Source organism: Enterobacter sp. JBIWA008 (assembly GCF_019968765.1).
GTDB lineage: Bacteria > Pseudomonadota > Gammaproteobacteria > Enterobacterales > Enterobacteriaceae > Enterobacter.
Window position 1 is genome coordinate 754,191 of sequence record NZ_CP074149.1, and the last position, 26,104, is coordinate 780,294.

Consider the following 26,104-nt stretch of genomic DNA (forward strand, 5'->3'; position numbering starts at 1 on the left):
AAAGCGGATTACGTTGCAAATCAAGCACATTACAAGGCGCTACTGTACGGCAGAATATTCGAGCGCAGCATTTTCTGTGTACCCAGACCGTAGTTGGAACTCAGGCCGCGTAACTCGAAGTTAAAGCCAATCACGTTATCGTATTTGCTCTGATTGTTTTCACTGTTCCAGCCGTTAAGCTTACGTTCGTAGCCGACACGCAGCGCGTAACAGCAGGAGTTATATTGCAGACCTACCATCTGGTCAGCAGCTTTATTGGCGTTAGTGTCGAAGTAGTACGCGCCTACGATTGACCAGCGGTCGGCGATTGGCCAACTCGCTGCCCCACCCACCTGCGAAATACCGTCTTTATACTGCTCTGCAGTACCATAGTTTGGTAACGTCGCCTGAATATATTCCGGGCTGGCATAACGATAGGTCAACTGCACCATACGATCTTCATCCCGGCGGTACTCGATCGCCGCCGTACTGTTGGCGATATTGTCGAGACGGGTGTCATATTGCACGCCACCGCGAAGACCCCAACGATCGGTCATGCGCCAGTAGGTATCACCAGCCCAAATCAGCGAACCTGTCTTGTTATCTTTCTCCCACTTAATATTGTCATCGCCCGTGCGAGACTCGGTGAAATAGTAGATTTGACCAACAGAAACGTTAAAACGTTCAACGGCAGCGTCATCATAAACGCGCGATGTGACCCCGGTCGTTAACTGGTTCGCTGAGGCGATGCGGTCAAGGCCACCGTAGGTACGGTCGCGGAACAGGCCGCTATAGTCAGACTGCAGTAAAGAGGAGTCGTAGTTATTGATGTTGCTCTGGTCGCGATAAGGCACGTACAGGTACTGCATACGTGGCTCCAGCGTCTGGGTATAGCCATCCGCCAGAAGTCCCATGTTGCGCTCGAAGATCAGCTTACCGTCCATTTTGAACTGCGGAAGCGTGCGGTTTACGCTTTCCTCAAGACGGGCGTTGTTGCTGGTATTGTAATCATCAATATTTTTTTGCTGATAGTGTGTCGCCATCAGCTTGGCTTCAGTATTCAGGCTTGCCCAGTCATTTGACCATGGCAAGTTGATGACGGGCTCAAGGTGAACTCGGGTGGCTTCCGGCATATTGGAATTGGTGTTTACAAAATGCACCGCCTGACCATAAATACGGGTGTCGAACGGACCCACGTCATTTTGGTACCAGTTAACGTCCAGCTGTGGCTCGGCGCCATAGGTACTTGCCGTCTGGCTGGAGAACACCTGGAACTGCTTGTTGGTTACCGTCGCATCGAAGTTCTGCACCGCATAGCCAACGCTGAAGATCTGCGTGGCATAACCATCGGTACTCGAACCGTATTTTGAGGAGAAATCGTTAAAGTAGTTCGGGTCACTGACCTTGGTGTAGTTAACGTTGAAACGCCAGACCTGATCCATCACCCCGGAATGCTGCCAGAAATACATCCAGCGGTGCTTGTCGCCTTCGGTCGGATGCTCGTCCTGGAAGACTTTATCCGACGGCAGATAGTCCAGCTCCATCAGACCCGCACCGGCGTGGGTCAGATAGCGGAACTCGTTCTCCCACATGATGTTGCCGCGCTTGTGGATATAGTGCGGCGTGATCGTCGCATCCATGTTTGGCGCGATGTTCCAGTAATACGGCAGGTAGAACTCAAAATAGTTCGACGTGCTGTATTTGGCATTCGGGATCAGGAAACCGGAGCGACGTTTGTCACCCACGGGAAGCTGCAGATAAGGGCTGTAGAATATGGGCACCGGACCCAGCTTAAAGCGGGCGTTCCAGATCTCTGCGACCTGTTCTTCGCGGTCATGGATAACCTCGCTACCGACCACGCTCCAGGTATTTGAACCTGGCAGACATGACGTGAACGTACCATTTTCCAGGATCGTATAGCGGTTTTCACCGCGCTGTTTCATCAGGTCTGCGTCACCGCGCCCCTGGCGACCCACCATCTGGTAATCACCTTTCCAGACGTTAGTATCTTTAGTATTCAGGTTTGACCAGGCTTTCGGACCTTTCAGGATGACCTGATTGTCGTCATAGTGCACATTACCCAGCGCATCCACCGTTCGTACCGGCTCGGCCGCACCTTCCGGCTGCTTCTGGTGCAATTGCACTTCATCTGCCTGCAGGCGGCTATTGCCCTGGTTAATATCTACATTGCCCGTAAACGTGGCATTGTCAGGGTAAGTCCCTTTCGAACTGTCGGCAGTAATGGTTACCGGCAAGCTATTTGTATCGCCACTCACCAGTGGGCGATTATAACTTGGGACGCCAAGCATACACTGCGAGGCGAGATCGGCCGCCAGCCCCTGTTGACTGTACAGGGCGGTGCCAATCATTGTGGCCAGGAGGGTGGGGATACGTTTTTTCATACGTTGTATTTTATTGTTCCGTCATCAGTGGCTACGGCTTACAAACGCTCAGAGACTATCTTACTCATCTGCGCAGTACCAGCGTTAATCCTGCCCGTTTGCGTGCCAGAGTGTTAGGCTCGCTATCGAATGACGAGTATGATAAAGCAAATTATAGGCGATGTCCTTCAATTGACCGTGACTTGAACACAGTGATGATGACGTTGCGTCGGCAAGGAATATGACTATCCGGGGAGTATATGCAGTATTGGGGTAAAATAATCGGCGTTGCGTTCGCCATCATCATGGGTGCCGGGTTCTGGGGGATTGTGCTTGGGCTTATTATCGGCCATATGTTTGATAAGGCGCGCAGCCGCAAAATGGCCTGGTTTGCCAATCAGCGCGAGCGTCAGTCACTCTTTTTCTCCACCACCTTTGAGGTCATGGGGCACTTAACCAAATCCAAAGGGCGTGTCACAGAAGCCGATATTCAGATTGCCAGCGTCTTTATGGATCGCATGAACCTGCATGGCGACTCCCGTCTGGAAGCGCAAAATGCGTTTCGCATCGGTAAATCGGATAATTATCCGCTTCGCGAAAAAATGCGTCAGTTCCGCAGCATCTGCTTCGGACGCTTTGATTTAATTCGGATGTTTCTGGAAATTCAAATTCAGGCTGCCTTCGCCGATGGTTCACTTCACCCTAATGAACGTGACGTGCTGTACGTCATTGCGGAAGAGCTGGGTATCTCCCGTATGCAGTTCGACCAGTTCCTGCGCATGATGCAGGGCGGGGCGCAGTTTGGCGGCGGTTATCACCAGCAGTCGTCCGGCGGTGCCTGGCAGCAGGCGCAGCGTGGTCCGACGCTGGAAGACGCCTGCAACGTGCTTGGCGTTAAGCCCTCTGACGATCAGACCACGATTAAACGTGCCTATCGTAAGCTCATGAGTGAGCATCATCCGGACAAACTGGTCGCGAAAGGCTTACCGCCAGAAATGATGGAGATGGCGAAGCAAAAAGCGCAGGAAATCCAGAAGGCGTACGAGCTCATTAAAGAGAAGAAAGGTTTCAAATAAAAAAAAGCCCGACGATGTCGGGCTTTTTTTAGAAGTCCACCGGGGCTTTAAACGTCATCGCGTTACCGAAGGCCGGATGGGTGATGGTGAGCGTCTGCGCGTGCAGCTGCAGACGTGGCGCTAAGGCCAGCGCTTCAGGCGGCGCGTAAAAGCGATCGCCCAGAATCGGATGACCCAGGGCGAGCATATGCACGCGCAGCTGGTGTGAACGTCCGGTAATCGGCTTAAGCAGGACGCGCGCGGTATTATCCGGCGCGTACTCCAGCACTTCATACTCGGTCTGCGCGGCCTTGCCGGTTTCATAACACACCTTCTGCTTAGGCCGGTTCGGCCAGTCGCAGATCAGCGGTAAATCCACCAGCCCTTCCGCCTGCGCGGGGTGGCCCCAGACGCGGGCGACATACTGCTTTTTCGGCTCGCGCTCGCGGAACTGGCGCTTTAACTCGCGTTCCGCCGCTTTGTTCAGCGCAACCACAATCACGCCGCTGGTGGCCATATCCAGGCGATGGACGGACTCCGCCTGCGGATAATCGCGCAGAATGCGCGTCATCACGCTGTCTTTGTGCTCGTCCAGACGCCCCGGCACGGACAACAGGCCGCTGGGCTTGTTGACCACCATAATGTGTTCATCCTGATACAGAATGACCAGCCAGGGATCCTGCGGCGGATTGTAAGGCTCCATCACCATCTTGCGCTCCGTTTACTGATGCGTCACAACGATAAGACGCAGGGCGTCCAGACGCCAGCCAGCCTGATTCAGGCTTTCCAGCACCTGCTGACGGTTGCTTTCAATCGCCGCCAGCTCGTCGTCACGGATGTTCGGGTTGATTGCTTTTAACGCTTCCAGACGTGACAGCTCCGCAGACAGTTTCTCATCGGCTTCGCTGCGCGCGGCGTCGATCAGCGCTCTGGCCGCTTTTTCAATCTGGGTTTCGCCCAGTTGCAGAATGGCGTGCACATCCTGCTGTACCGCGTTCACCAGCTTGCTGCCCGTATGGCGGTTTACCGCGCTCAGCTGTCGGTTGAAACTCTCGAATTCAACCTGTCCCGCCAGGTTAGTGCCGTTTTTGTCCAGCAGCAGGCGGACGGGTGTTGGCGGCAGGAAGCGGTTAAGCTGCAGCTGTTTCGGCGCCTGCGCTTCCACAACGTAAATCAGCTCCACCAGAAGCGTGCCTACTGGCAGTGCCTTGTTTTTCAGCAGGGAGATCGTGCTGCTGCCGGTATCGCCGGAGAGGATCAGGTCCAGCCCATTGCGGATCAGCGGGTGTTCCCAGGTGATGAACTGAGCATCTTCGCGGGACAGCGCCACATCACGCTCGAAGGTGATGGTACAGCCATCTTCCGGCAGGCCCGGGAAATCCGGAACCAGCATGTGATCGGACGGAGTCAGGACAATCAGGTTCTCGCCGCGGTCGTCCTGGTTGATGCCGACGATGTCGAACAGGTTCATGGAGAAGCTGATCAGACTGGTGTCATCATCTTGTTCTTCAATGCTCTCGGCCAGCGCCTGCGCTTTTTCACCGCCGTTGGAGTGGATCTCCAGCAGTCGGTCGCGGCCTTGTTCCAGCTGCGCTTTCAGCGCATCGTGCTTCTCACGGCAGGACTTGATCAGCTCATCAAACCCTTCCGCATTTTCCGGCGCGGCCAGGTAGCCGATCAGATCGCCATGCACCCGATCGTAAATGGTGCGGCCCGTCGGGCAGGTATGCTCAAACGCGTCCAGACCTTCGTGGAACCAGCGCACCAGCACGGACTGGGCGGTTTTTTCCAGATACGGCACGTGGATCTGAATATCATGCGCCTGACCGATACGATCCAGACGGCCGATACGCTGCTCCAGCAGATCCGGGTTAAACGGCAAATCGAACATCACCAGGTTGCTGGCGAACTGGAAGTTACGGCCTTCAGAGCCGATTTCCGAGCACAGCAGAACCTGTGCGCCGCTGTCCTCTTCCCCGAACCACGCCGCGGCGCGGTCGCGTTCGACGATGGACATGCCTTCGTGGAACACGGCTGCACGAATACCTTCGCGCTCGCGCAGGACCTGCTCCAGCTGCAGCGCGGTGGCCGCCTTGGCGCAGATCACCAGCACTTTCTGGGAGCGGTGCGCGGTCAGGTAGCCCATCAGCCACTCCACGCGCGGATCGAAGTTCCACCAGGTACCGGTATCGCCTTCAAATTCCTGGTAGATTTGTTCCGGATAGAGCATGTCGCGGGCGCGCTCTTCCTGGGTTTTACGCGCACCCATAATGCCGGAGACCTTGATCGCCGTCTGGTACTGCGTCGGCAGCGGCAGCTTGATGGTGTGCAGCTCGCGTTTCGGGAAACCTTTTACGCCGTTACGGGTGTTGCGGAACAGCACGCGGCTGGTGCCGTGGCGATCCATCAGCATATCGATCAGCTCTTTACGCGCGGATTCCGCGTTGTCGCTGTCGCTGTTCGCAGCCTGCAAAAGCGGCTCGATGTCCTGCTCGCCAATCAGATCGCTCAGAGTGTTGAGTTCTTCATTTGAAAGACGCTTGCCCGCCAGCAGCATAGCGACGGCATCCGCGACCGGACGGTAGTTATTCTGTTCTTCCACGAACTGCTCAAAGTCGTGGAAACGGTTTGGATCGAGCAGGCGCAAGCGGGCGAAGTGGCTTTCCAGACCAAGCTGCTCAGGCGTAGCGGTCAGCAGCAGAACGCCAGGCACGCGCTCGGCAAGCTGCTCGATAGCCATGTATTCGCGGCTCGGCGCGTCTTCGCTCCAGACCAGGTGATGCGCTTCGTCAACGACCATAATGTCCCACTCGGCATCGCACAGGTGCTCAAGACGCTGCTTGCTGCGGCGCACGAAGTCCAGGGAACAAATCACCAGCTGTTCGGTTTCAAACGGGTTATCGGCATCGTGCTGCGCTTCGGCATAGCGTTCATCGTCGAACAGGGAGAAACGCAGGTTAAAGCGGCGCAGCATCTCTACCAGCCACTGGTGCTGCAGGGTTTCTGGCACCACGATCAGCACACGTTCGGCAGCCCCGGAAAGCAGCTGTTGATGCAGGATCATGCCCGCTTCGATGGTTTTACCCAGGCCCACTTCATCTGCCAGCAGCACGCGTGGCGCATGGCGACGGCCCACGTCATGGGCGATGTTCAGCTGGTGGGGGATGAGGCTGGTGCGCTGGCCGCGCAGGCCGCTCCACGGCATACGGTACTGTTCACTTTGGAACTTACGCGCGCGATAGCGCAGGGAGAAGCGATCCATACGGTCTATTTGCCCGGCAAACAGGCGGTCCTGCGGCTTGCTGAACACCAGTTTGCTGTCGAGCAGCACTTCACGCAGGATGACATTGGCCTCTTCGGTGTCCAGGCGAGTCCCGATGTAGGCGAGCAGTCCATTCTCTTCTTTTACGTCTTCAATCTTGAGCTGCCAGCCGTCGTGGCTGGTCACGGTGTCACCCGGATTAAACATCACGCGGGTTACAGGGGAGTCATTGCGAGCGTACAGGCGGTTTTCACCGGTGGCAGGGAAGAGGAGGGTAACCATGCGCGCATCAACGGCAACGACGGTTCCTAATCCAAGTTCGCTTTCTGTATCGCTGATCCAGCGTTGACCAAGTGTAAAAGGCATAGTTGTTCGGCTCTAATCTTTAATTGCAGGCAATAGTTCGACCCCCGTCAAAAAAGACGGTCATCGAAAAATGGGTCCGGGAATGGAAAGGGCGCTATGGTACTGGATGGCAGCCATTTCGTCACGCGTCAAAATAGGCCAAGTTGCCCTGTAACTAGTGTAGCAAAGTCGTCGTCGATGAAGGGCAAAATTCCGTCGGCAACCGGCTGAAGCTGACGCGTCAGATAGTGTTCGTAATCCAGAGGCGAGTGCTGATAATCCACCGGTTCCGGACCGTTTATCGTCCAGACGTATTTGATGGTTCCCCGGTTTTGATACTGCGGCGCGCGGCCACGGCGGACGTTTTCTTCGTCAGCGAGGCGCGCGGCGCGGACGTGCGGAGGAACGTTGCGCTGGTACTCCGCGAGCGGGCGGCGCAGGCGTTTGCGATACACCAGCTGCGCGTCAAGTTCACCCGCCATCAGGCTGGCTATCGTCTCACGCACGTAGTCCTGATACGGCTCATTGCGAAACACCCGCAGATAGAGCGTCTGCTGGAACTGCTGGGCCAGAGGCGTCCAGTCCGTACGCACTGTCTCGAGCCCTTTAAAAACCATCCGCTGCGCGTCACCTTCCTGAATCAGCCCGGCGTAGCGCTTCTTGCTGCCCTGATCGGTACCGCGGATGGTGGGCATTAAAAAGCGGGCGAAATGGGTTTCAAATTCCAGCTCCAGCGCGCTGGTTAACCGCTCTTTCTGCAAATGTTTCTGCCACCAGTCGTTCACGAAGGCGACCAGCGCTTTGCCGATTTGCGCGGCCTCGTCTTCTGAATGCGCGCCCTTAAGCCACACAAAGGTGGAGTCCGTGTCGCCGTAGATGACGTCATAGCCCCGGGACTCAATCAGCGCTTTGGTCTGGCGCATAATCTCGTGTCCGCGCATGGTGATCGAGGAAGCCAGACGCGGGTCAAAGAAGCGGCAGGCGCTGGTGCCCAGCACGCCGTAAAAGGCGTTCATGATGATTTTCAGCGCCTGAGAAAGAGGCTTGTTGCCGTGGCGCTTGGCCTCATCGCGGCCGTACCAGATGTTTCCCACAATCTCAGGCAGGCAGTGTTTTTCCCGCGAGAAGCGGGCGCCGAGAAAGCCTTCGGTGCTGTGCTCATCATCCGGCTGGGCCATGCCCTCAACCAGCCCGACGGGATCGATCAGGAAGGTGCGGATAATCGACGGGTACAGGCTTTTGTAGTCCAGCACCAGAACGGAGTCATACAATCCTGGCCGGGAATCCATGACGTAGCCGCCGGGGCTGGCCTGCGGCGGCACGTCCCCGAGGTTAGGGGCGACGTATCCTGCCCGGTGCATCCGCGGAAAATAGAGGTGGCTAAAGGCAGCAACCGAACCACCGTGCCTGTCGACCGCAAGGCCGTTCACCGTCGCGCGCTCCAGCAGGAAAGGCATAATCTCGGTTTTGTGGAATATCTGCGTGACCAGCTCGCAGTCTTTCAGGTTATAGGTGGCGAGCGCGGGTTTATCTTCGTTAAAGCGCCGGTCTATCTCGTCCATTCTGTCCCAGGGGTTGTCGATGGATTTGCCTTCGCCAAGCAGCTCCTGCGCGACCGCTTCCAGGGAGAAAGAGGAAAAATTCCAGAAAGCCGATTTCAGCGCTTCGATGCCGTCAATTATCAGGCGACCGTTAGCCTGCGCGAAGAAAACGCCGTTCTTAAATCCGTGTTCGCGCCATTCCAGCTCGCTGTTTCCGCGCCCCAGCATCAGCGGGATGCGGTAACGCTCGGCGTGCTTTTGCAGGACGCGCAGATCAAACTGCACCACGTTCCAGCCGATCAGAACGTCGGGATCGTAGTCGGCAAACCACTGGTTAAGCTTCTCCAGCAGCTGCGGGCGGCTGTTGACGTACTCCAGACGGAAATCCAGCGCGGACGTATCACCGTTTGGCGGCCCGAGCATATAGACAACCCGATCGCCGCAGCCTTCCAGGCCAATGCAGTACAGCTCGCCGTGACGGGTGGTTTCGATATCCAGGGAGACCCACTTCAGCGGCGGGCGGTAGTGCGGATTGGGCTTCAGGCGCGCGTTGATGAAACTGCCATTTTGTGGGGAACCATCGACCCAGACGGGGGCGGTAATAAACCGCTCCATCAGAAAGCGTTCCGGTGGGCGGATGTCGGCTTCGTAGAGCGTCACGCCCGCCTCGCGGAGCAGTTTTTCATAGCGCATCAGCTGTCGATGGGCGCGACAGTAGAGGCCGTAAACCGGCTGGCGGTGGAAATCTTTCAGTTCAAGCGGGGTGATGCGCCAGCCGTTTTCGCCGTGCAGCAGCTGCTTCACCTTCTCGACGTGGGCTTCCGGAATAAAGGCCACGGATTCCTGCGGGGGCAGCGTAACGTGCAGCGGGCCGTTGTCGGTTGCCAGCCAGAACGCGACCTCGGTGCCCTGAGGGGTATCCCGCCAGTGTCGGGTTAGTAAAAAGCCTTCTTGCGCCTGCGCCACGCCGTTATCCCATAAAACAAAACCAGGCCTGATTATAGCCTGGTTAAGATTTTTATGCTGGGTTTATATACAGCCTACTGCCCGTAATAGGCCTTCGCACCGTGCTTGCGCAGGTAATGTTTATCCAGCAGGGTTTGCTGCATATCCGGCAGCTGCGGCGCCAGCTGACGACAGAAGATCCCCATGTAGGCGACCTCTTCGAGCACGATGGCATTATGCACCGCGTCTTCCGCGTTTTTACCCCAGGCAAACGGGCCGTGGGAGTGCACCAGCACGCCTGGCATTTGCGCCGCGTCGATTCCCTGCTTTTCGAAGGTTTCGACTATCACGTTCCCCGTTTCCCACTCGTACTCACCGCCGATCTCCGCATCGGTCATCAGACGCGTGCAGGGAATGGTGCCGTAAAAGTAGTCCGCGTGGGTGGTGCCGGTCGCCGGGATGGACTGGCCCGCCTGTGCCCAGATGGTCGCATGGCGTGAATGGGTATGCACAATGCCGCCGATGGTCGGGAATGACCGGTACAGCAGGCGATGAGTCGGCGTATCGGAGGACGGTTTTTTCTTACCTTCGACCACTTCGCCGGTCTCGAGGCTGACAACGACCATATCGTCCGCCGTCATCACCGTGTAATCCACGCCGGAAGGCTTAATCACGAACACGCCTTTTTCCCGGTCAACGGCGCTGACGTTGCCCCAGGTCAGGGTCACCAGATTATGTTTCGGCAGCGCCAGGTTGGCTTCGAGCACCTGACGTTTGAGATCGTCTAACATTGTTGTCTCCCTGCCCGGTGAGCGGAGCGTCACCGGGCACTCCGTACTTAGCGTTTTGAACCGTAATAGACTTCGTTCCAGCGCAGCGCGTCTTTGAAGGCGGGCAGGCGGGTATCGTTATCAATCACGGTCAGCTCGATATCGTGCAGCTCGGCGAACTGACGCATGTCGTTCAGATCCAGCGCGTGGCTGAACACCGTGTGGTGCGCGCCGCCGGCCAGGATCCAGGCCTCTGAGGCGGTTGGCAGGTCAGGCTGTGCTTTCCACAGGGCGTTAGCGACCGGCAGTTTCGGCAGAGAGTGCGGCGTTTCAACCGCATCGACGCAGTTCACCAGCAGGCGGAAGCGATCGCCCAGATCGATCAGGCTGGCGTTGATGGCCGGGCCCGTGCGGGTGTTGAAGATCAGGCGAGCCGGATCGGCTTTACCGCCGATGCCGAGATACTGCACGTCGAGGATCGGTTTCTCTTCGACGGCGATAGAAGGGCACACTTCCAGCATATGCGAGCCGAGTACCAGGTCGTTGCCGTTTTCGAAGTGATAGGTGTAGTCCTCCATAAAGGAGGTGCCGCCCTGCAGACCGGTCGACATCACCTTCATGATGCGAAGCAGAGCGGCAGTTTTCCAGTCGCCTTCGCCCGCAAAGCCATAGCCCTGCTGCATCAGACGCTGCACTGCCAGGCCCGGCAGCTGTTTCAGGCCGTGGAGGTCTTCAAAGGTGGTGGTAAAGGCGTGGAAGCCGCCCTGTTCAAGGAAGCGCTTCATGCCCAGCTCGATGCGCGCCGCGTCCAGCACGTTCTGGCGCTTGTCGCCGTTGATTTGTGCCGCAGGCGTCAGGCGGTAGCTGCTTTCGTACTCGTCCACGAGCGCGCTCACGTCGCCATCGCTGATTTCATTCACCACCTGCACCAGGTCGCCCACGGCCCAGGTATTCACGGAGAAGCCGAACTTGATCTGCGCAGCTACTTTGTCGCCGTCGGTGACCGCCACTTCACGCATGTTGTCACCGAAACGCACCACTTTCAGGTGTCGGGTATCCTGCTTAGAGACCGCCTGACGCATCCAGGAGCCGATACGTTTTTGGGCCTGGCCATCCTGCCAGTGGCCGGTGACCACCGCGTGCTGCTGACGCATACGCGCGCCGATGAATCCGAACTCGCGGCCGCCGTGCGCGGTCTGGTTCAGGTTCATAAAGTCCATGTCGATGCTGTCCCACGGTAGGGAGGCGTTAAACTGGGTATGGAACTGCAGCAGCGGTTTGTTGAGGATAGACAGACCGTTGATCCACATTTTGGCGGGTGAGAAGGTATGCAGCCACACCACCAGACCGGCGCATTTATCGTCGTAGTTGGCGTCGCGGCAGATGTGAGTGATTTCGTCCGGCGTTGTGCCCAGCGGTTTCAGCACCAGTTTGCACGGCAGTTTAGCTTCCGCGTTCAGCGCGTTAACCACGTGCTCCGCGTGCTTCGTCACCTGCTGCAGCGCCTCCGGTCCGTACAGATGCTGGCTGCCAATCACAAACCACACTTCATAGTTATTAAAAATGGTCATCATCGTGTCCTTAATGGGTCAGGGTTGCCGTAGTGTCCGCGGTGCTTTTGGCCGGGGCGGCGACAGGGAGATAGTGAAGTTCGGCGCTTTTTGCCCATTGCTGGTAGCGCTGATAAAGCTGTTCAAAGCGTTGCGCCTGCTGGGCACGCGGCTGGAGTGTGTTTTCGACGGCGCTCGCCATATGCTGCTGCGCGGTCGGAATGTCGGCGTGAACGCCTGCGGCCACGGCGGCGAAAATCGCCGCGCCCAGCGCGCAGCACTGATCGGAGGCCACAATCTGCAGCGGACGGTTCAGCACGTCGCAGCAGGCCTGCATGATCACCGGGTTTTTACGGGCGATGCCGCCCAGCGCCATCACGTTGTTCACGTCGATGCCCTGCTCGGTGAAGCACTCCATAATGGCGCGGGCACCGAAGGCCGTTGCGGCAATCAGGCCGCCAAACAGCGCAGGCGCGTCGGTCGCCAGGTTGAGATCCGCGATCGCTCCTTTCAGGCGCTGATTGGCAAACGGCGTGCGGCGGCCGTTAAACCAGTCCAGCACCACCGGCAGATGTTCGAGAGACGGATTTTTTGCCCAGGCTTCGGTGAGCTGTGGCAGAAGCTGCTTTTTGCTCTCGGCGATCTGGGTTTTCAGTTCAGGATGCGCCGCCGCCAGCCGATCCAGCGGCCAGCCCAGCACGCGACCAAACCAGGCGTAGATATCGCCAAACGCGGACTGACCGGCTTCAAGACCGATAAAGTCCGGTACTACGCTGCCGTCAACCTGGCCGCAGATGCCTTTCACCGCGCGGTCGCCGACGGTGGCTTTATCCGCCGTCAGGATGTCGCAGGTGGAGGTGCCGATGACTTTGACCAGCGTGTTTGGCTGTGCGCCCGCGCCCACGGCGCCCATATGGCAGTCAAAGGCGCCGCCGGAGATCGCCACGTTTTGCGGCAGTCCGAGACGCTTCGCCCACTCTTCGCAGAGGGTACCGACGGGAATATCGGCGGTGAAGGTGTCGGTAAACAGCGGGTATTTCAGGCTCTTGTTGAGGATCGGGTCGAGCTCATCGAAGAACGCGGCGGGAGGCAGGCCGCCCCAGCTTTCATGCCACAGGGATTTATGCCCGGCGCTGCAGCGACCGCGGCGTATATCCTGCGGGCGGGTGGTGCCGGAGAGCAGGGCAGGCACCCAGTCGCACAGCTCAACCCATGACGCCGTAGCCTGTGCGACGGTTGCATCGGCGCGGGTGACGTGGAGGATCTTGGCCCAGAACCATTCGCTGGAATAAATCCCGCCGATATAGCGCGAGTAGTCTGTTTTGCCCGGCTGATGGCACAGGCGGGTGATGGCTTCGGCCTCTTCCACGGCGGTGTGGTCTTTCCACAGCACGAACATGGCGTTCGGATTGTCGGCGAACTCCGGGCGCAGCGCCAGCACGCGGCCTTCGGCATCCACAGGGGCAGGCGTGGAGCCGGTGCTGTCGACGCCAATTCCGACAATCTTAGACCGCTGGGCGTCAGTCAGTTCAGCCAGGACGGTTTTGATCGCCGCTTCCATCGACACGATATAGTCACGCGGGTGGTGGCGGAACTGGTTGTTAGGCGCATCGCAGTAGCGCCCCTCTTGCCAGCGCGGGTACCACTCAACGCTAGTTGCTATCTCCTGGCCGGACGTACAGTCCACTGCCAGCGCGCGAACCGAATCGCTGCCAAAATCGAGGCCAATCGCAATTGCCATGGTGTTGCTCCATCGAAAAAACAGGTATGGAAGAACATTAGAGACTGGGGAAAAAAGTCGTCAGGCAGGATCCGCTAATCTTATGGACTAAATTGCTGTTACAACGGAAAGTGTGACGCCGTGCAAATATTCAATGTGGACATTTCTGCCGCACTTATAGACACTTTTGTTACTGGCTATCTGCCTGCTCTGGCGGAGAAATCAGGGGGAAAGGCTGAAACATGGCGGACGTAAAAGCGGCGTGATGCTTTTTGGATCTTTTCGCTGGCCATTTTTAACCTGCTTTTAGTGATATGGACAATTGGTTTCCTTCAGGACCCTTGGGAGAACTGAATCTATGGCCGAAACGCAAAACGATCCCCTGCTGCCGGGATACTCGTTTAACGCGCACCTTGTGGCGGGACTGACCCCTATCGAGGCTGAGGGATACCTCGACTTTTACGTTGACCGACCGCTCGGAATGAAAGGGTATATCCTCAACCTGACCGTGCGGGGTGAAGGGATCATTAAGAACGGTGACCAGCAGTTCGTCTGCCGCCCCGGCGATATCCTGTTGTTTCCACCGGGGGAGATCCACCACTATGGCCGTCATCCGGATGCCAAAGAGTGGTATCACCAGTGGGTCTACTTCCGTCCGCGCGCCTACTGGCAGGAGTGGCTTTCGTGGCCAGCGATTTTTGCGCACACCGGTTTTTATCGCCCGGATGAGGTTCATCTGGCGCAGTTTCGCGAGCTTTTTGCGCAGATTATTGAGGCGGGACAGGCCGGTGGTCGCTACGCCGAACTGCTGGCGATTAACCTGCTCGAACAGCTGCTGCTGCGCCGCATGGAGGCAATTAACGAGTCTCTTAATCCCCCGCTGGATAACCGCGTGCGCGACGCCTGCCAGTACATCAGCGACCACCTGGCCGATAGTCAGTTTGATATCGCCAGCGTTGCTCAGCACGTCTGCCTGTCGCCGTCGCGGCTGTCGCATCTGTTCCGCCAGCAGCTTGGGGTAAGCGTGCTGAGCTGGCGCGAGGATCAGCGGATCAGCCAGGCAAAGCTTCTGCTCAGCACCACCCGGATGCCGATCGCCACCGTGGGGCGTAACGTGGGCTTTGAGGATCAGCTCTATTTCTCCCGGGTATTTAAAAAATGTACCGGTGCCAGCCCGAGCGAATTCCGCGCGGGATGTGAATAAACGGTAAAAAAAGATAAACAAACAGGTGAATGCGGAAAGCAACCTGTAAACTATTCAGACAATTGTTGCCTTGACGCGGTGCGGGGCGCTAAGCAGAATCGCTGATTCGTTTTCTGACCGGAATAGTTATGCAGGCATTGCTGGAACACTTTATTACCCAGTCCGTTATGTACTCGCTCATCGCCGTGGCGCTGGTGGCGTTTCTGGAATCGCTGGCGCTCGTTGGGCTGATCCTGCCCGGTACGGTGATGATGGCAGGGCTAGGGGCGCTGATCGGCAGCGGCGAGGTTAATTTCTGGCAGGCGTGGCTGGCCGGGATTATCGGCTGCCTGCTCGGCGACTGGATCTCCTTCTGGCTGGGCTGGCGCTTTAAGAAGCCGCTGCACCGCTGGTCGTTCATGAAAAAGAACAAAGCCTTGCTGGATAAAACCGAGCATGCGCTGCACCAGCACAGCATGTTTACCATCCTCGTCGGACGCTTTGTCGGGCCAACGCGTCCGCTGGTGCCGATGGTGGCCGGAATGCTGGATCTGCCCGTCGCGAAATTCGTGGTGCCGAACATTATCGGCTGCGTCTTCTGGCCGCCGTTCTACTTCCTGCCGGGGATCCTCGCGGGTGCTGCCATCGATATTCCTGACGGCATGCAAAGCGGTGAGTTTAAGTGGCTGCTGCTGGGCACGGCTGTGCTGCTGTGGCTGGCTGCATGGCTTTGCTGGCGGCTGTGGCGCAGCGCGAAAGCCAGCGTCGATCGCCTGGCGCGCTATCTTCCGCGCTCTCGCCTTTTGTGGCTGGCCCCGCTGACGCTGGGTGTTGCCGTGGTGGCGCTGGTCGCGCTGATTCGCCACCCGCTGATGCCGGTATACGGCGAGATCTTGCTGAAGGTGGTGAGCCGTTAAGGTTTTTTCCCTCTCCCACAGGGAGAGGGCATCAGACCGCACGAATGCCCAGTAGTGAAGACGCGCCCGCTTTACCGCTCAGCAATTCTTCTGTTTTTCCGTCCCACAAAATACGCCCTTCGGCAATCACCACCGATCGCGGCGCGATGCGGGCGGCATCTTCGATACTGTGCGAAACCATCAGCATCGTCAGCTGCTGGCGCTGACAGACGTCCTGCACCAGCGCCAGCATCTCCTGACGCAAAGCAGGATCGAGCGCCGAGAACGGCTCATCCAGCAGCAGTATCGGCTGCTCGCGCACCAGACAACGCGCCAGAGCTACGCGCTGGCGTTGGCCGCCGGATAGCTCGCCCGGCAGCCTGTCGATGAACCCGACGATCCCCATCTGTGCGGCAATGATCTCCAGCTTCTGGCGCTGGGCATCGTTCAGCCTGAGCCCCGGATGCATTCCCAGCGCGATGTTTTGCCGCACCGTCAGATGGGTAAACAGGTTGTTTTCCTGAAACAGCATTGAGACAGGACGTTTTGCGGGCGGCGTGTGGGTATGATCTTGGTTTTTAATGACGATCGCGCCGCTTGCCGGCTGCAGAAAACCCGCAATCAAATTAAGCAGCGTGCTTTTTCCTGCTCCACTTGGGCCCAGAACCGCAATCATCTCTCCCTGGCGGGCAGAAAGCGTGAATCGCATTGGCAGGTGCTGGTAGAGCCAGGTCACATCAATCAGTTTTAACATCACGCCCCGGGAGTTTTTCGATAACGGTAAATAAGGCAAAGCACAGCAGGAGCAGTAACAGCGCGGTGACCGCGCCGTCCTGGCTACGATAAGAGCCGATTTGCTGATAGAGCCAGTATGGCAGCGTGCGGAAATCGTCATTGCCAAAGAGAGCCACTACGCCAAAATCCCCAATCGACAGCACGCAGGCAAACGCCAGCGCCTGCGCCAGCGGACGTTTTAGCGCGCGCAGTTCGACCACCTTCAGCCGCTGCCATCCCTGCATGCCCAGCGACTGGCACAGCAAACCGTAGCGGCTGTTGACGTCGCGCATCGGGTTTTCCAGCACTTTAAGCGCGTAGGGGATGGCCATCAGGGCGTTGGTGAAAATCACAATGCCGTCGGCGCTTTCCGGCAGGCCGATGGTGCTGTTGAACAGTAAAAAGAAGCCCGTCGCCAGCACGATGCCCGGCATCGCCAGAATCAGCATGCCCGTCAGCTCCAGCGCCTGTCCGGCCTTTTGGGCCTGCCGGGCATAGAGTTCACGGCTGCTCCACAGCAGCATCATGGTCAGCATGACGCACAGCAATCCTGCCGCCAGGGCGATACGCAGCGAGGTCCAGGTCGCCTGCCAGAGGACGGGCTGTTGCAGGACGGACATGAGATTGAGGTTCAGTCCGTCAACGATAACGGCCATCAGCGGCGGCAGCAGAAGCAGGAGCGCCAGCGCGATCAGGATAAAATCGGTAACGCGGCTGTGCAGGCTATCCTGCGGATCGCGCCAGCCGGTAATTTGATTGCTTCCTGCGGGAATGGCTTTACTCAGCCGCTGGCTCAACAGCACCAGCGCAAGGCAGCACGCCATCTGCATCATCGCCAGCAGCGCGGCGCGACCGGGATCGTAGTCGTAGCTTAAGGCCTGGTAAATCGCCAGCTCAATGGTGGTGGCCTGCGGCCCGCCGCCGAGCGACAGCACGGTGGCAAAGCTGGCAAAGCAGAGCATGAAGATTAACGCCGCGACGGGCGGGATCTGGCGGCGCAGCCAGGGCCATTCGACAAAGCGGAAGAACGACACGCCGCGCATGCCGAGCTGGGCAGCAACCTGACGCTGTTCGCCGGGAATGTTTTCCAGCGCCTGCAAAAAGAGGCGCGTCGCCATCGGCATATTGAAAAATACGTGCGCCAGCAGAATGCCCTGCAGGCCGTATGGAGAGAATGACCATTCCAGACCAAGCTGGCCGAACAGCGAAGCCAGCCAGCCCTGGCGACCGTAAACGCTGAGGATCCCAAATACCGCCACCAGCACGGGCAGGATCAGCGTCATGGCACACAGGCGAAGCAGCGCCTCTCTGCCTGGGAAACGCCGACGATACAGTGCGCGTGCCAGAAAAATGGCCGGGATAACCGACAGCAGGGCAGAAAGTAACGCCTGCCAGAAGGAGAACCGGATAACGTGCCAGAGGTAGCTGTCGTGCCAGAGGGCGAGCAGGTCACTCTCTGGCGCGTTGAACCACAGTGCAAGAAAAGCCCCCAGGCTGACCACTACCATCACTACGGCGGCGAGCAGCCCGGGAAGTAACCAGCCGGGAATCAACGGCTGACGGCGCGTTGCCATTCACTTACCCATGCCGCACGCTGCGCGGCGACCTGCTGCGGCGTAAACTCCAGCGAGGCTGTTGGTTTGGTCAACTGCTCGAAACCTGCGGGCAGCGCAACGCTGGTGACCGGATACATCCAGTTGCCTGCGGGAATGGCATTCTGGAACGCCGGTGAAACCATGAACTTCAGGAACTTCTCGGCCAGCTCCGGCTGTTTGCTGGCGGCGGTACGCGCGGCGACTTCCACCTGCAGATAGTGCCCTTCAGCAAAATCAGCGGCAGCATAGTTATCTTTCTTCTCGGCGATAATGTGATAGGCCGGAGAGGTGGTGTAGCTCAGCACCAGGTCGCTTTCGCCTTTCAGGAACAGGCCATAGGCTTCGCTCCAGCCTTTGGTGACGGTGACGGTTTTGGCGGCCAGTTTCTGCCACGCTTCCGGTGCTTTATCCCCGTACACCTTTTGCATCCACAGCAGCAGGCCCAGACCCGGTGTGCTGGTACGCGGATCTTCATAAATCACGCGCCATTTCTGGTCACTCTCGACCAGCTCTTTCAGGCTCTTCGGCGGGTTTTTCAGCTTATTTTTGTCGTAAACAAAAGCAAAGTAGCCATAGTCGAACGGCACAAAGGTGTCGTTTTTCCAGCCGCCAGGCACGTTAACGGCATCTGCCGCTACGCCGCTTTTGGCAAACAGTTTGGTTTGCGAGGCGGCTTCCAGCAGGTTGTTATCCAGCCCGAGCACCACGTCGGCCTTGCTGTTTTTCCCTTCCATGCGCAGACGGTTGAGCAGCGACACGCCATCTTCCAGCGCCACGAACTTCAGCTCGCAGTTACAGTCCGCTTCAAAGGCTTTTTTAACCACCGGGCCAGGGCCCCAGTCGGCAGAGAAGGAGTCATAGGTGTAGACCGTCAGGACGGGCTTCGCAAAAGCAGGCAGCGCAAACAGCGCCAGCAGGGGGAGAACTTTTTTTAACACTTTGCACCTCAAAGTTGAGTGGCAAAGGATTTTGAGCGACAGCCTCAAATCCCTTCGCCGGCGTTATCCGGATCAGGTTCGACGGGTATTATCTCAGCGCACATCTGTGATGCAGCACCCCGTTGAGAACGGCGCTATTGTAATGATTTGGTGAATATTACGAAAGCGTTATGGCTCCGGCGGCGCAAACCAGGCGGATTTAAAATCAAACCAGCCCAGAGTATTCATCCGCAGGCCGCGCATGCTGCGCTGACCCTGGATCATCAGCCAGTGGTGGATCAACGGCACGATTGCCTGCTCGGCCAGCAGCTGCTGGCACCACGCAGCAAGATTCATTTCTCCCGCACGCCACTGGGCGGCATCCTGTTGCCAGTCACGGTCGATGCAGTGCTGGATCAGCGGGACTTCATACAGATGCGAGAAGAGCGAGAAATCGAGCGGCAGGGTAAAGTTGGCGCTGTTGAGCCAGATATCACTGGCGATCTCCCCCTGATGCCATTCGTCATAGTCCACTTCCCTGACGTCTAACGTGACCCCCTCTGCTGCCAGCAGTCGGGTCATGATTCTGGCGATAAAACGATGCTCCACGTGCTCGCGGTAGTAGGTCAGGGTGATGGACTCCAGTCCGGCGGGTTTGTCGCAGTGAACCGGGCGGGCGTGATGCCAGCGCGGAAGCAGGCCGTACGCCGGGAACCAGTATGTCTGGTACTGCTCTTCCGCATGGTAGATAAGATTGGAAGGGGATAAAACGTGGCTGATCCACTTGCGGACGGCCTGGTTTGCCCCACGGTGGGTGCGGCGGTCAAAGAGGAGGTAGTAACATCCCTCTTCCAGGCGACTCTCCACGGCTTTTTCTCCCGTGGTGGGGCCTTCAAGCGTTAGCCCGCAGCTTAGGTCTTCATTGAGATCCGGTAATACCCAGACGTTCACTTCGTCGATGAGCGCCCGATAGCCAAAGTAGTCATCGAACGCGCGGATTTTCAGCTGGTTGCTGTTATTGCGGGAGACGGAGTAAGGCCCGGTGCCAATTGGCAGGCTGGCAAAATTGTTCATTGATTCCCACTCACCGGGCAAAATCATCGACGGCACATAGCCCAGCAGCCAGGGAAGCCACTTGTCCTGCTGCGACAGCTCAATATCCAGCGTCCAGGCCGTGGGGGAGTGGATGCGCGAAATATGCGAGTAGAGCGGCAGCCTGCGGGCTCGTTCCAGAGAGGCAATGACGTCGTGCATTTCCAGCTCGCGGCCGTGGTGAAAGTGGATGCCGGGGCGTAAAAAGAAGCGCCAGTGGCGCGGGGAAAGTTGCTGCCAGTGGTGCGCGATATCCGCTTCCAGTTCCCCGTTTTCCTCATTTATCCGCGTCAGGCCGCTGAAGATTTGCCGGGCCATGTGGGTTTCTGAGCGGCGTAAGGCCGTGCCGGGCAACAGATTTTTCATCGGACGGTAGTAGAGCACCCGCAGGATGTGGCGGCCCTGACGAAAGCTGCGCCCGAGATGGGAAACCAGCATCTGGCGCACGGCGGCTTTGTCGCCAACCAGCTGTACCAGCTGATCGATGCGGTCCTGCTCGAGCAGATCTTCCGCGCGCTGCTGCTGCAGTGCCAGCCCGGTATAGAGAAAGGTCAGCCGCGAGCGTTTCCCACGTCCCGCCTCCGCTTCCCAACTTAGCCAACCCTGCTGCTGCATGGTGTTGAGCAGCGTACGCATATGGCGGCGGGAACAGCTAAGCAGGTCAGCCAGCTCGTTGAGCGTGGTCTCCTGCGATTGCCCCTCGCAGCACTGCCAGAGGCGGATAAACTGTTGTTGCAGACGACCGGAAGGCATAAAAGGGGAACTCCTGACAAAAAACCAGCAATTTATTTATCCCTATATTAGGCCAATAATTCTTCTCGATGAAGCGAGGAGGTAAATTATGAAGAGGTCTACCGCACGTCAGTTTTATCAGCAGTACTTTTCAGCGACAAAAGGATCGTCCTGGCTGGCCCGCCGGTGTGCAGAGCAACGGCTGAAAACGTTAGAAGAATTGATGCAGTGGGACGTTACAACACCGGCCTCTTCCCGCTAACTCGCCTCGATCATGTGTGACTGAGTATTGGTGCTTATCACCCGCCAGCAAAATGTTTTTGCTGGCTTTTTTCGTTTATTCTTTCACCCAATTTCGATTCGCTTTCACAAGGACTTGCGCATGCTGTGGTTGATGACGATGGGGCGACGCCTGAACGGCGTGTATGCCGCTTTTATGCTGGTGGCCTTTATGATGGGCGTGGCGGGGGCGCTGCAGGCGCCGACGCTGAGCCTGTTTCTCAGCCGCGAGGTGGGGGCACAGCCGTTTTGGGTCGGCCTGTTTTACACCGTCAACGCCATTGCCGGGATCCTGGTCAGCCTCGCGCTGGCGAAACGATCGGACAGCCAGGGCGATCGCCGCAGGCTGATCCTCTTTTGCTGCGCCATGGCCGTGGGCAACGCGCTGCTCTTTGCCTTCAACCGTCATTATCTGACGCTTATTACCTGCGGCGTGCTGCTGGCGTCGCTGGCGAACACCGCCATGCCGCAGCTGTTCGCGCTGGCCCGCGAATATGCGGATAGCTCGGCGCGGGAAGTGGTGATGTTCAGCTCGGTGATGCGTGCCCAGCTCTCGCTGGCGTGGGTCATCGGTCCGCCGCTGGCCTTCATGCTGGCGTTGAACTACGGCTTTACCGCCATGTTCTCCATCGCCGCCGGGATTTTTGTCATCAGTCTGGTATTGATTGCCTTCGCGCTGCCGTCCGTGGCGCGCGTCGAACAGGCGACGGACAAACCTGTCACCGAGGTGAGCGGCTGGCAGGACAAAAACGTCCGCATGCTGTTTATTGCCTCCACGCTGATGTGGACCTGCAATACCATGTACATCATTGATATGCCGCTGTGGATCAGCAGCGATCTGGGTTTACCGGACAAGCTTGCGGGGATCTTAATGGGAACTGCCGCCGGGCTGGAAATTCCGGCGATGATTCTGGCGGGTTACTACGTTAAGCGCTTTGGAAAGCGTCGGATGATGATCGTCGCCGTGGCGGCCGGGGTGCTGTTCTACGCGGGGCTGATTCTTTTCCATTCGCGTGAAGCGTTGCTGGCGCTGCAGCTGTTTAACGCCGTGTTTATTGGAATTGTTGCCGGGATCGGCATGCTCTGGTTTCAGGATCTCATGCCCGGGCGTGCAGGCTCGGCGACCACGCTTTTTACCAACAGTATTTCAACCGGAGTGATTCTGGCAGGCGTGATTCAGGGGGCACTGGCGCAGAGCTATGGGCATGCTTCTGTTTACTGGATGATTGCGGCGATCTCTGTCGTGACGCTTCTGCTGACCTGCCGCGTAAAAGACGTGTGATCGGATGAATGAAACGGAGCCCGGGAACGCCGGGCTCTGCGAACCGTTTTATTCTGAATACTGATATTTACGCTGCGCGCGTAGCGTCAGGTACATATGAACGAGGCCCATGAAACCGTGTGCCCAGAAATATGTCTCAATAAAGACCGTCAGGAATTTATGCAACTTTAAGGCGGATTCCGTGATGAACGAAACGGGCCCGAGCGTGGCGTTCAGCACAAACCAGGCCGCGCCGCAGAGTGCAACGCCCAGCAGAGCCAGTACGCCCAAACCTTGCACCGTTGCCGCCATTCCGCCGGCATGCGCGTCAGGAAGCTGGCGCTGCGTGAGGGTGCGAATATCGTCAACGATTCCGTGAAAATCCAGCGCCAGCCAGGAGAAGTAATACTTAAACCCGCGCTGGGTTAACATCCATGCCATCATGGCAATGCCACAGAAAATTAAACCAAACCCGGAGATAATATGCATCCAGGTGACAATTCCGTTCAGCCCGGATTCGTGGAGGGCTTCACTTTCGGTGAAATTAGAATTGATAATCTGGACCAGCACCAGGATGGCCACAAGAATGTGCAGTACGCGAAGAAAAGGCGTTTCTTTATGGGGAAGCGTATTGCGTAACGTTGGGTTCATCGCTTTTTACCTCAATAATGAGAGAGCTGATGCGATGCAGTGTGACGCAGATTAATTAACGAAACCTTAACGATGGGTGCGTCACACCGTATTTATGCGTTCCGATTAGCGGGCAGGATCAATATGCGTCATCACGTTCAGCACATTGAATTTTCGCATCACGTTGTTTCTGGCATTGACGGCAATCTGATGTCCTTCTTTTACGCTTAATTCGCCGTTAACCTCCAGATGGACATCGACAAGGGCTAAATCGCCCATCTTGCGGGTTTTTAAATCATGGAGTCCGGTGACCCCCTCGGTTGCGAGAAGACACGTTTTGATCTCGTGCTCCAGCTCGGGCTCAAGCGAACGGTCCATCAGATCGTGCAGGGCATCGGCAGAGAATTTGTAGCCCATATGGGCGATGAATACTCCGACAATCAGGGCCGCAATGAGGTCCATCGCGTGAAAACCCACTAAATTCCCGGCAATGCCGATTGCAACAACCACTGACGACGCTGCGTCAGAACGGGCATGCCAGGCATTGGCTATCAGCAGAGAGGACTGAATACGTTTTCCCGTGGCAAACATGTATCTGAACAGGCTTTCCTTTACCACCAGCGCCAGAATCGCCACCCACAACGCGGCCCCTTTCACCAGCTGATGCGTCTCGGGGTGAAGCAGTTTATTGCCTGCGGACCAGAGCATCCCGACCCCCACAAGCAGCAGAATAGCGCCAATTATGAGCTTTGCACCGTTTTCGAAACGCAGATGACCATAATGATGATCGATATCAGAAGCTTTCTGACTCTTTTTATTCGCAACCAGAACGACAAAGTCGGAGGATAAATCGGAAAGAGAATGAATCCCATCAGCAATTAATCCCTGTGAGCCGGAAAATATTCCTGCAACTATCTGAAAGGCGGTGAGTAAACTATTTATTATCACGCTCACTAATGTGCATTTATGTATTTCCAGAGAACGGATATGAGACTCATTGCCATTTTTCTTTTTCATGGTTATTTCCGCGGCCAACTGATTGAGCGGTTATTCTGCGCAGGAAACATTAAATCGGCATTAAATATAACGTCATTATTGGCTGAGTTTGGGAAGTATTTACAGAAGGAGGGGGTATCGGGATAAAACGCGGCCTGCAGAGTGGACTGCAGGCCGGAGGATTATTTCATAAATGCAGGCTGTTTGTTTTCGTAAGCGGCAATCGCCGCGTCGTGCTGGAGAGTTAAACCAATGCTGTCCAGACCGTTCAGCATGCAGTGACGGCGGAACGCATCAATGCTGAAGCTGTAGGTCTTATCACCGGCCTTCACCACTTCGGCTTCCAGATCCACTTCAAACGAAATGCCCGGATTCGCCTTAACCAGCGCGAACAACTCATCGACCTGTTCATCGCTCAGCGTGACGGGCAGCAGCTGGTTGTTGAAGCTGTTGCCGTAGAAAATATCCGCGAAGCTTGGGGCAATGACCACTTTAAAGCCGTAGTCGGTGAGCGCCCACGGCGCGTGTTCACGGGATGAACCGCAGCCAAAGTTTTCGCGTGCCAGCAAAATAGAGGCGCCTTTGTATTCCGGGAAGTTCAGAACGAATTCCGGATTAGGCACTTCTCCCTTATCGTCCAGGAAACGCCAGTCGTTAAACAGATGTGCGCCGAAACCGGTACGCGTCACTTTCTGCAGAAACTGTTTAGGAATAATAGCATCAGTATCGACGTTAGCGGCGTCCAGAGGGACAACCCGGCCCGTATGTTGGGTAAATTTCTCTGCCATGATTGTCTCCTTATTTCAGGCTGCGAATATCGGCGAAATGGCCGGTGACTGCCGCAGCGGCGGCCATTGCCGGGCTGACCAGATGGGTGCGTCCACCGCGGCCCTGACGGCCTTCAAAGTTACGGTTGCTGGTTGAAGCGCAGCGCTCACCCGGATTCAGGCGATCGTTGTTCATGGCCAGACACATGGAGCAGCCAGGCAGGCGCCACTCGAAGCCCGCTTCGATAAAGATCTTATCCAGACCTTCGGCTTCCGCCTGGGCTTTCACCGGACCCGAGCCTGGAACCACCAGCGCCTGCACGCCTGGCGCCACTTTGCGGCCTTTGGCAATTTCGGCGGCGGCACGCAAATCCTCGATACGGGAGTTGGTGCAGGAACCGATAAAGACTTTATCGATGGAGACATCGGTCAACGGCACGCCGGGCTTCAGCCCCATATAGGCCAGCGCTTTTTCCGCACTGGCGCGCTCGACCGGATCGGCGAAGGAGGCCGGATCGGGAATGGCGTCATTGACGGAAATCACCTGACCCGGGTTGGTGCCCCAGGTCACCTGAGGCGCAATTTCTTCAGCCTGCAGCGTGACAACGGTATCAAACGTTGCCCCATCGTCGGTTTTCAGGGTTTTCCAGTACGCTACCGCGTCGTCAAAATTCTGACCTTTCGGCGCGTGCAGACGACCCTTCACGTAGTTGAAGGTGGTTTCGTCCGGCGCGACCAGGCCGGCTTTTGCGCCCATCTCAATGGCCATATTGCACAGGGTCATGCGCCCCTCCATGCTCAGCGCCTGTATTGCTTCACCACAGAATTCAACAACATGACCGGTGCCGCCCGCGCTGCCGGTTTTACCGATGATGGCCAGCACGATGTCTTTTGCGGTAATACCTGGTGCGGCTTTACCCTTCACTTCAATCTTCATGGTTTTGGCGCGGCCCTGTTTCAGGGTCTGCGTTGCCAGCACATGCTCCACTTCGGAAGTGCCAATCCCGAACGCCAGCGCGCCAAACGCGCCGTGGGTCGCGGTATGGGAGTCCCCGCAGACGATGGTCATGCCCGGCAGGGTGATCCCTTGCTCAGGCCCCATCACGTGGACGATGCCCTGATAAGGATGGTTCAGGTCGTACAGCTCAACGCCAAATTCATTGCAGTTTTTAATCAGCTCCTGCATCTGGATACGCGCCATCTCACCCGAGGCATTAATGTCCTTGGTCTGGGTGGAGACGTTGTGATCCATCGTCGCGAAGGTTTTACCCGGCTGACGTACCGGGCGCTTGTGCGCGCGCAGGCCGTCAAATGCCTGAGGAGAGGTCACTTCGTGTACCAGATGACGGTCAATGTACAGCAGCGGGGTTTCGTTTGGTGCCTCGTAAACAACGTGCGCATCAAACAACTTTTCATATAACGTCTTAGCCATGA

20 protein-coding genes and 1 riboswitch are annotated in these 26,104 nt (G+C 57.2%); of the genes, 5 read left to right on the plus strand and 15 right to left on the minus strand.

Translation table 11 applies throughout. The features are described from left to right. Positions 1-29 precede the first annotated feature (29 nt). Entirely contained in the window at positions 30-2,381 is a 2,352-nt protein-coding gene (lptD, locus tag KGP24_RS03640) for an LPS assembly protein LptD (protein WP_223562399.1), read from the minus strand. A gap of 239 nt (positions 2,382-2,620) precedes the next feature. Between lptD and djlA the strand changes: the two genes are divergently transcribed. Further along, positions 2,621-3,436, plus strand: a complete 816-nt coding sequence (gene djlA, locus KGP24_RS03645; RefSeq protein ID WP_008502016.1) for a co-chaperone DjlA — start codon at positions 2,621-2,623, stop codon at positions 3,434-3,436. A gap of 28 nt (positions 3,437-3,464) precedes the next feature. Here the strand turns inward: djlA and rluA are convergent, their stop codons facing one another. From rluA to araB, 6 genes are all read right to left on the minus strand, one after another. Further along, complete coding sequence (rluA, locus tag KGP24_RS03650) at positions 3,465-4,124, minus strand: bifunctional tRNA pseudouridine(32) synthase/23S rRNA pseudouridine(746) synthase RluA (protein WP_223562400.1); 660 nt, start codon at positions 4,122-4,124, stop codon at positions 3,465-3,467. Between the two features lie 12 nt (positions 4,125-4,136). Continuing rightward, positions 4,137-7,043, minus strand: coding sequence for an RNA polymerase-associated protein RapA (rapA, locus tag KGP24_RS03655; RefSeq protein WP_223562401.1), 2,907 nt, complete (start codon positions 7,041-7,043; stop codon positions 4,137-4,139). A 128-nt stretch (positions 7,044-7,171) separates the two neighbouring features. Next, positions 7,172-9,529: a DNA polymerase II gene (gene polB, locus KGP24_RS03660; protein ID WP_223562402.1), complete on the minus strand. Its 2,358-nt coding sequence runs from the start codon at positions 9,527-9,529 to the stop codon at positions 7,172-7,174. A 74-nt stretch (positions 9,530-9,603) separates the two neighbouring features. Further along, complete coding sequence (gene araD, locus KGP24_RS03665; RefSeq protein ID WP_032660728.1) at positions 9,604-10,299, minus strand: L-ribulose-5-phosphate 4-epimerase; 696 nt, start codon at positions 10,297-10,299, stop codon at positions 9,604-9,606. Positions 10,300-10,346: 47 nt separating this feature from the next. Continuing rightward, positions 10,347-11,849 (minus strand): L-arabinose isomerase, encoded by a 1,503-nt coding sequence (gene araA, locus KGP24_RS03670; protein WP_223563446.1) that lies wholly within the window; start codon positions 11,847-11,849, stop codon positions 10,347-10,349. 10 nt (positions 11,850-11,859) lie between these two features. Further along, positions 11,860-13,569 carry a ribulokinase gene (gene araB, locus KGP24_RS03675; protein ID WP_223562403.1) on the minus strand — a complete coding sequence of 570 codons (1,710 nt, stop codon included), beginning with the start codon at positions 13,567-13,569 and terminating at the stop codon, positions 11,860-11,862. Positions 13,570-13,906: 337 nt separating this feature from the next. On the opposite strand from araB, the gene araC reads away from it, so the two are divergent. Together araC and KGP24_RS03685 are read left to right on the plus strand one after the other, a co-directional pair. After that, entirely contained in the window at positions 13,907-14,752 is an 846-nt protein-coding gene (araC, locus tag KGP24_RS03680; protein WP_023310373.1) for an arabinose operon transcriptional regulator AraC, read from the plus strand. 128 nt (positions 14,753-14,880) lie between these two features. Next, a complete protein-coding gene (locus KGP24_RS03685) occupies positions 14,881-15,648 on the plus strand; it encodes a DedA family protein (RefSeq protein ID WP_223562404.1) in 768 nt (255 codons plus the stop codon). A gap of 31 nt (positions 15,649-15,679) precedes the next feature. Here the strand turns inward: KGP24_RS03685 and thiQ are convergent, their stop codons facing one another. The 4 genes from thiQ to sgrR all read right to left on the minus strand — a co-directional run bounded on the left by thiQ (position 15,680) and on the right by sgrR (position 20,758). After that, entirely contained in the window at positions 15,680-16,381 is a 702-nt protein-coding gene (gene thiQ, locus KGP24_RS03690) for a thiamine ABC transporter ATP-binding protein ThiQ (RefSeq protein WP_223562405.1), read from the minus strand. Continuing rightward, the gene (gene thiP, locus KGP24_RS03695; RefSeq protein WP_223562406.1) at positions 16,365-17,975 is read right to left on the minus strand and encodes a thiamine/thiamine pyrophosphate ABC transporter permease ThiP; all 1,611 of its coding nucleotides are present in this window, start codon (positions 17,973-17,975) and stop codon (positions 16,365-16,367) included. Before thiP ends, thiQ begins: the two co-directional genes overlap by 17 nt. After that, a complete protein-coding gene (thiB, locus tag KGP24_RS03700) occupies positions 17,951-18,934 on the minus strand; it encodes a thiamine ABC transporter substrate binding subunit (protein ID WP_223562407.1) in 984 nt (327 codons plus the stop codon). The genes thiP and thiB overlap by 25 nt, the downstream gene beginning before the upstream one ends. A 31-nt stretch (positions 18,935-18,965) precedes the next feature. Beyond that, a riboswitch (TPP riboswitch) is annotated at positions 18,966-19,066 on the minus strand. Positions 19,067-19,102: 36 nt separating this feature from the next. Continuing rightward, positions 19,103-20,758: an HTH-type transcriptional regulator SgrR gene (gene sgrR / locus KGP24_RS03705; protein ID WP_223562408.1), complete on the minus strand. Its 1,656-nt coding sequence runs from the start codon at positions 20,756-20,758 to the stop codon at positions 19,103-19,105. 88 nt (positions 20,759-20,846) lie between these two features. Here sgrR and sgrT point away from each other — a divergent pair, with 88 nt between their 5' ends. After that, positions 20,847-20,999: a glucose uptake inhibitor SgrT gene (sgrT, locus tag KGP24_RS03710; RefSeq protein WP_198886619.1), complete on the plus strand. Its 153-nt coding sequence runs from the start codon at positions 20,847-20,849 to the stop codon at positions 20,997-20,999. A 120-nt stretch (positions 21,000-21,119) separates the two neighbouring features. Beyond that, positions 21,120-22,298 (plus strand): sugar efflux transporter, encoded by a 1,179-nt coding sequence (locus KGP24_RS03715; RefSeq protein ID WP_223562409.1) that lies wholly within the window; start codon positions 21,120-21,122, stop codon positions 22,296-22,298. A 48-nt stretch (positions 22,299-22,346) separates the two neighbouring features. Here KGP24_RS03715 and KGP24_RS03720 read toward each other — a convergent pair whose 3' ends face one another. From KGP24_RS03720 to leuC, 4 genes are all read right to left on the minus strand, one after another. After that, positions 22,347-22,928: a cytochrome b/b6 domain-containing protein gene (locus KGP24_RS03720; protein WP_223562410.1), complete on the minus strand. Its 582-nt coding sequence runs from the start codon at positions 22,926-22,928 to the stop codon at positions 22,347-22,349. Positions 22,929-23,033: 105 nt separating this feature from the next. After that, entirely contained in the window at positions 23,034-23,924 is an 891-nt protein-coding gene (locus KGP24_RS03725; protein ID WP_223562411.1) for a cation diffusion facilitator family transporter, read from the minus strand. Positions 23,925-24,085: 161 nt separating this feature from the next. Then, positions 24,086-24,691 carry a 3-isopropylmalate dehydratase small subunit gene (gene leuD / locus KGP24_RS03730; protein ID WP_039260825.1) on the minus strand — a complete coding sequence of 202 codons (606 nt, stop codon included), beginning with the start codon at positions 24,689-24,691 and terminating at the stop codon, positions 24,086-24,088. 10 nt (positions 24,692-24,701) lie between these two features. Further along, a complete protein-coding gene (gene leuC / locus KGP24_RS03735) occupies positions 24,702-26,102 on the minus strand; it encodes a 3-isopropylmalate dehydratase large subunit (RefSeq protein WP_223562412.1) in 1,401 nt (466 codons plus the stop codon). Positions 26,103-26,104: the final 2 nt, after the last annotated feature.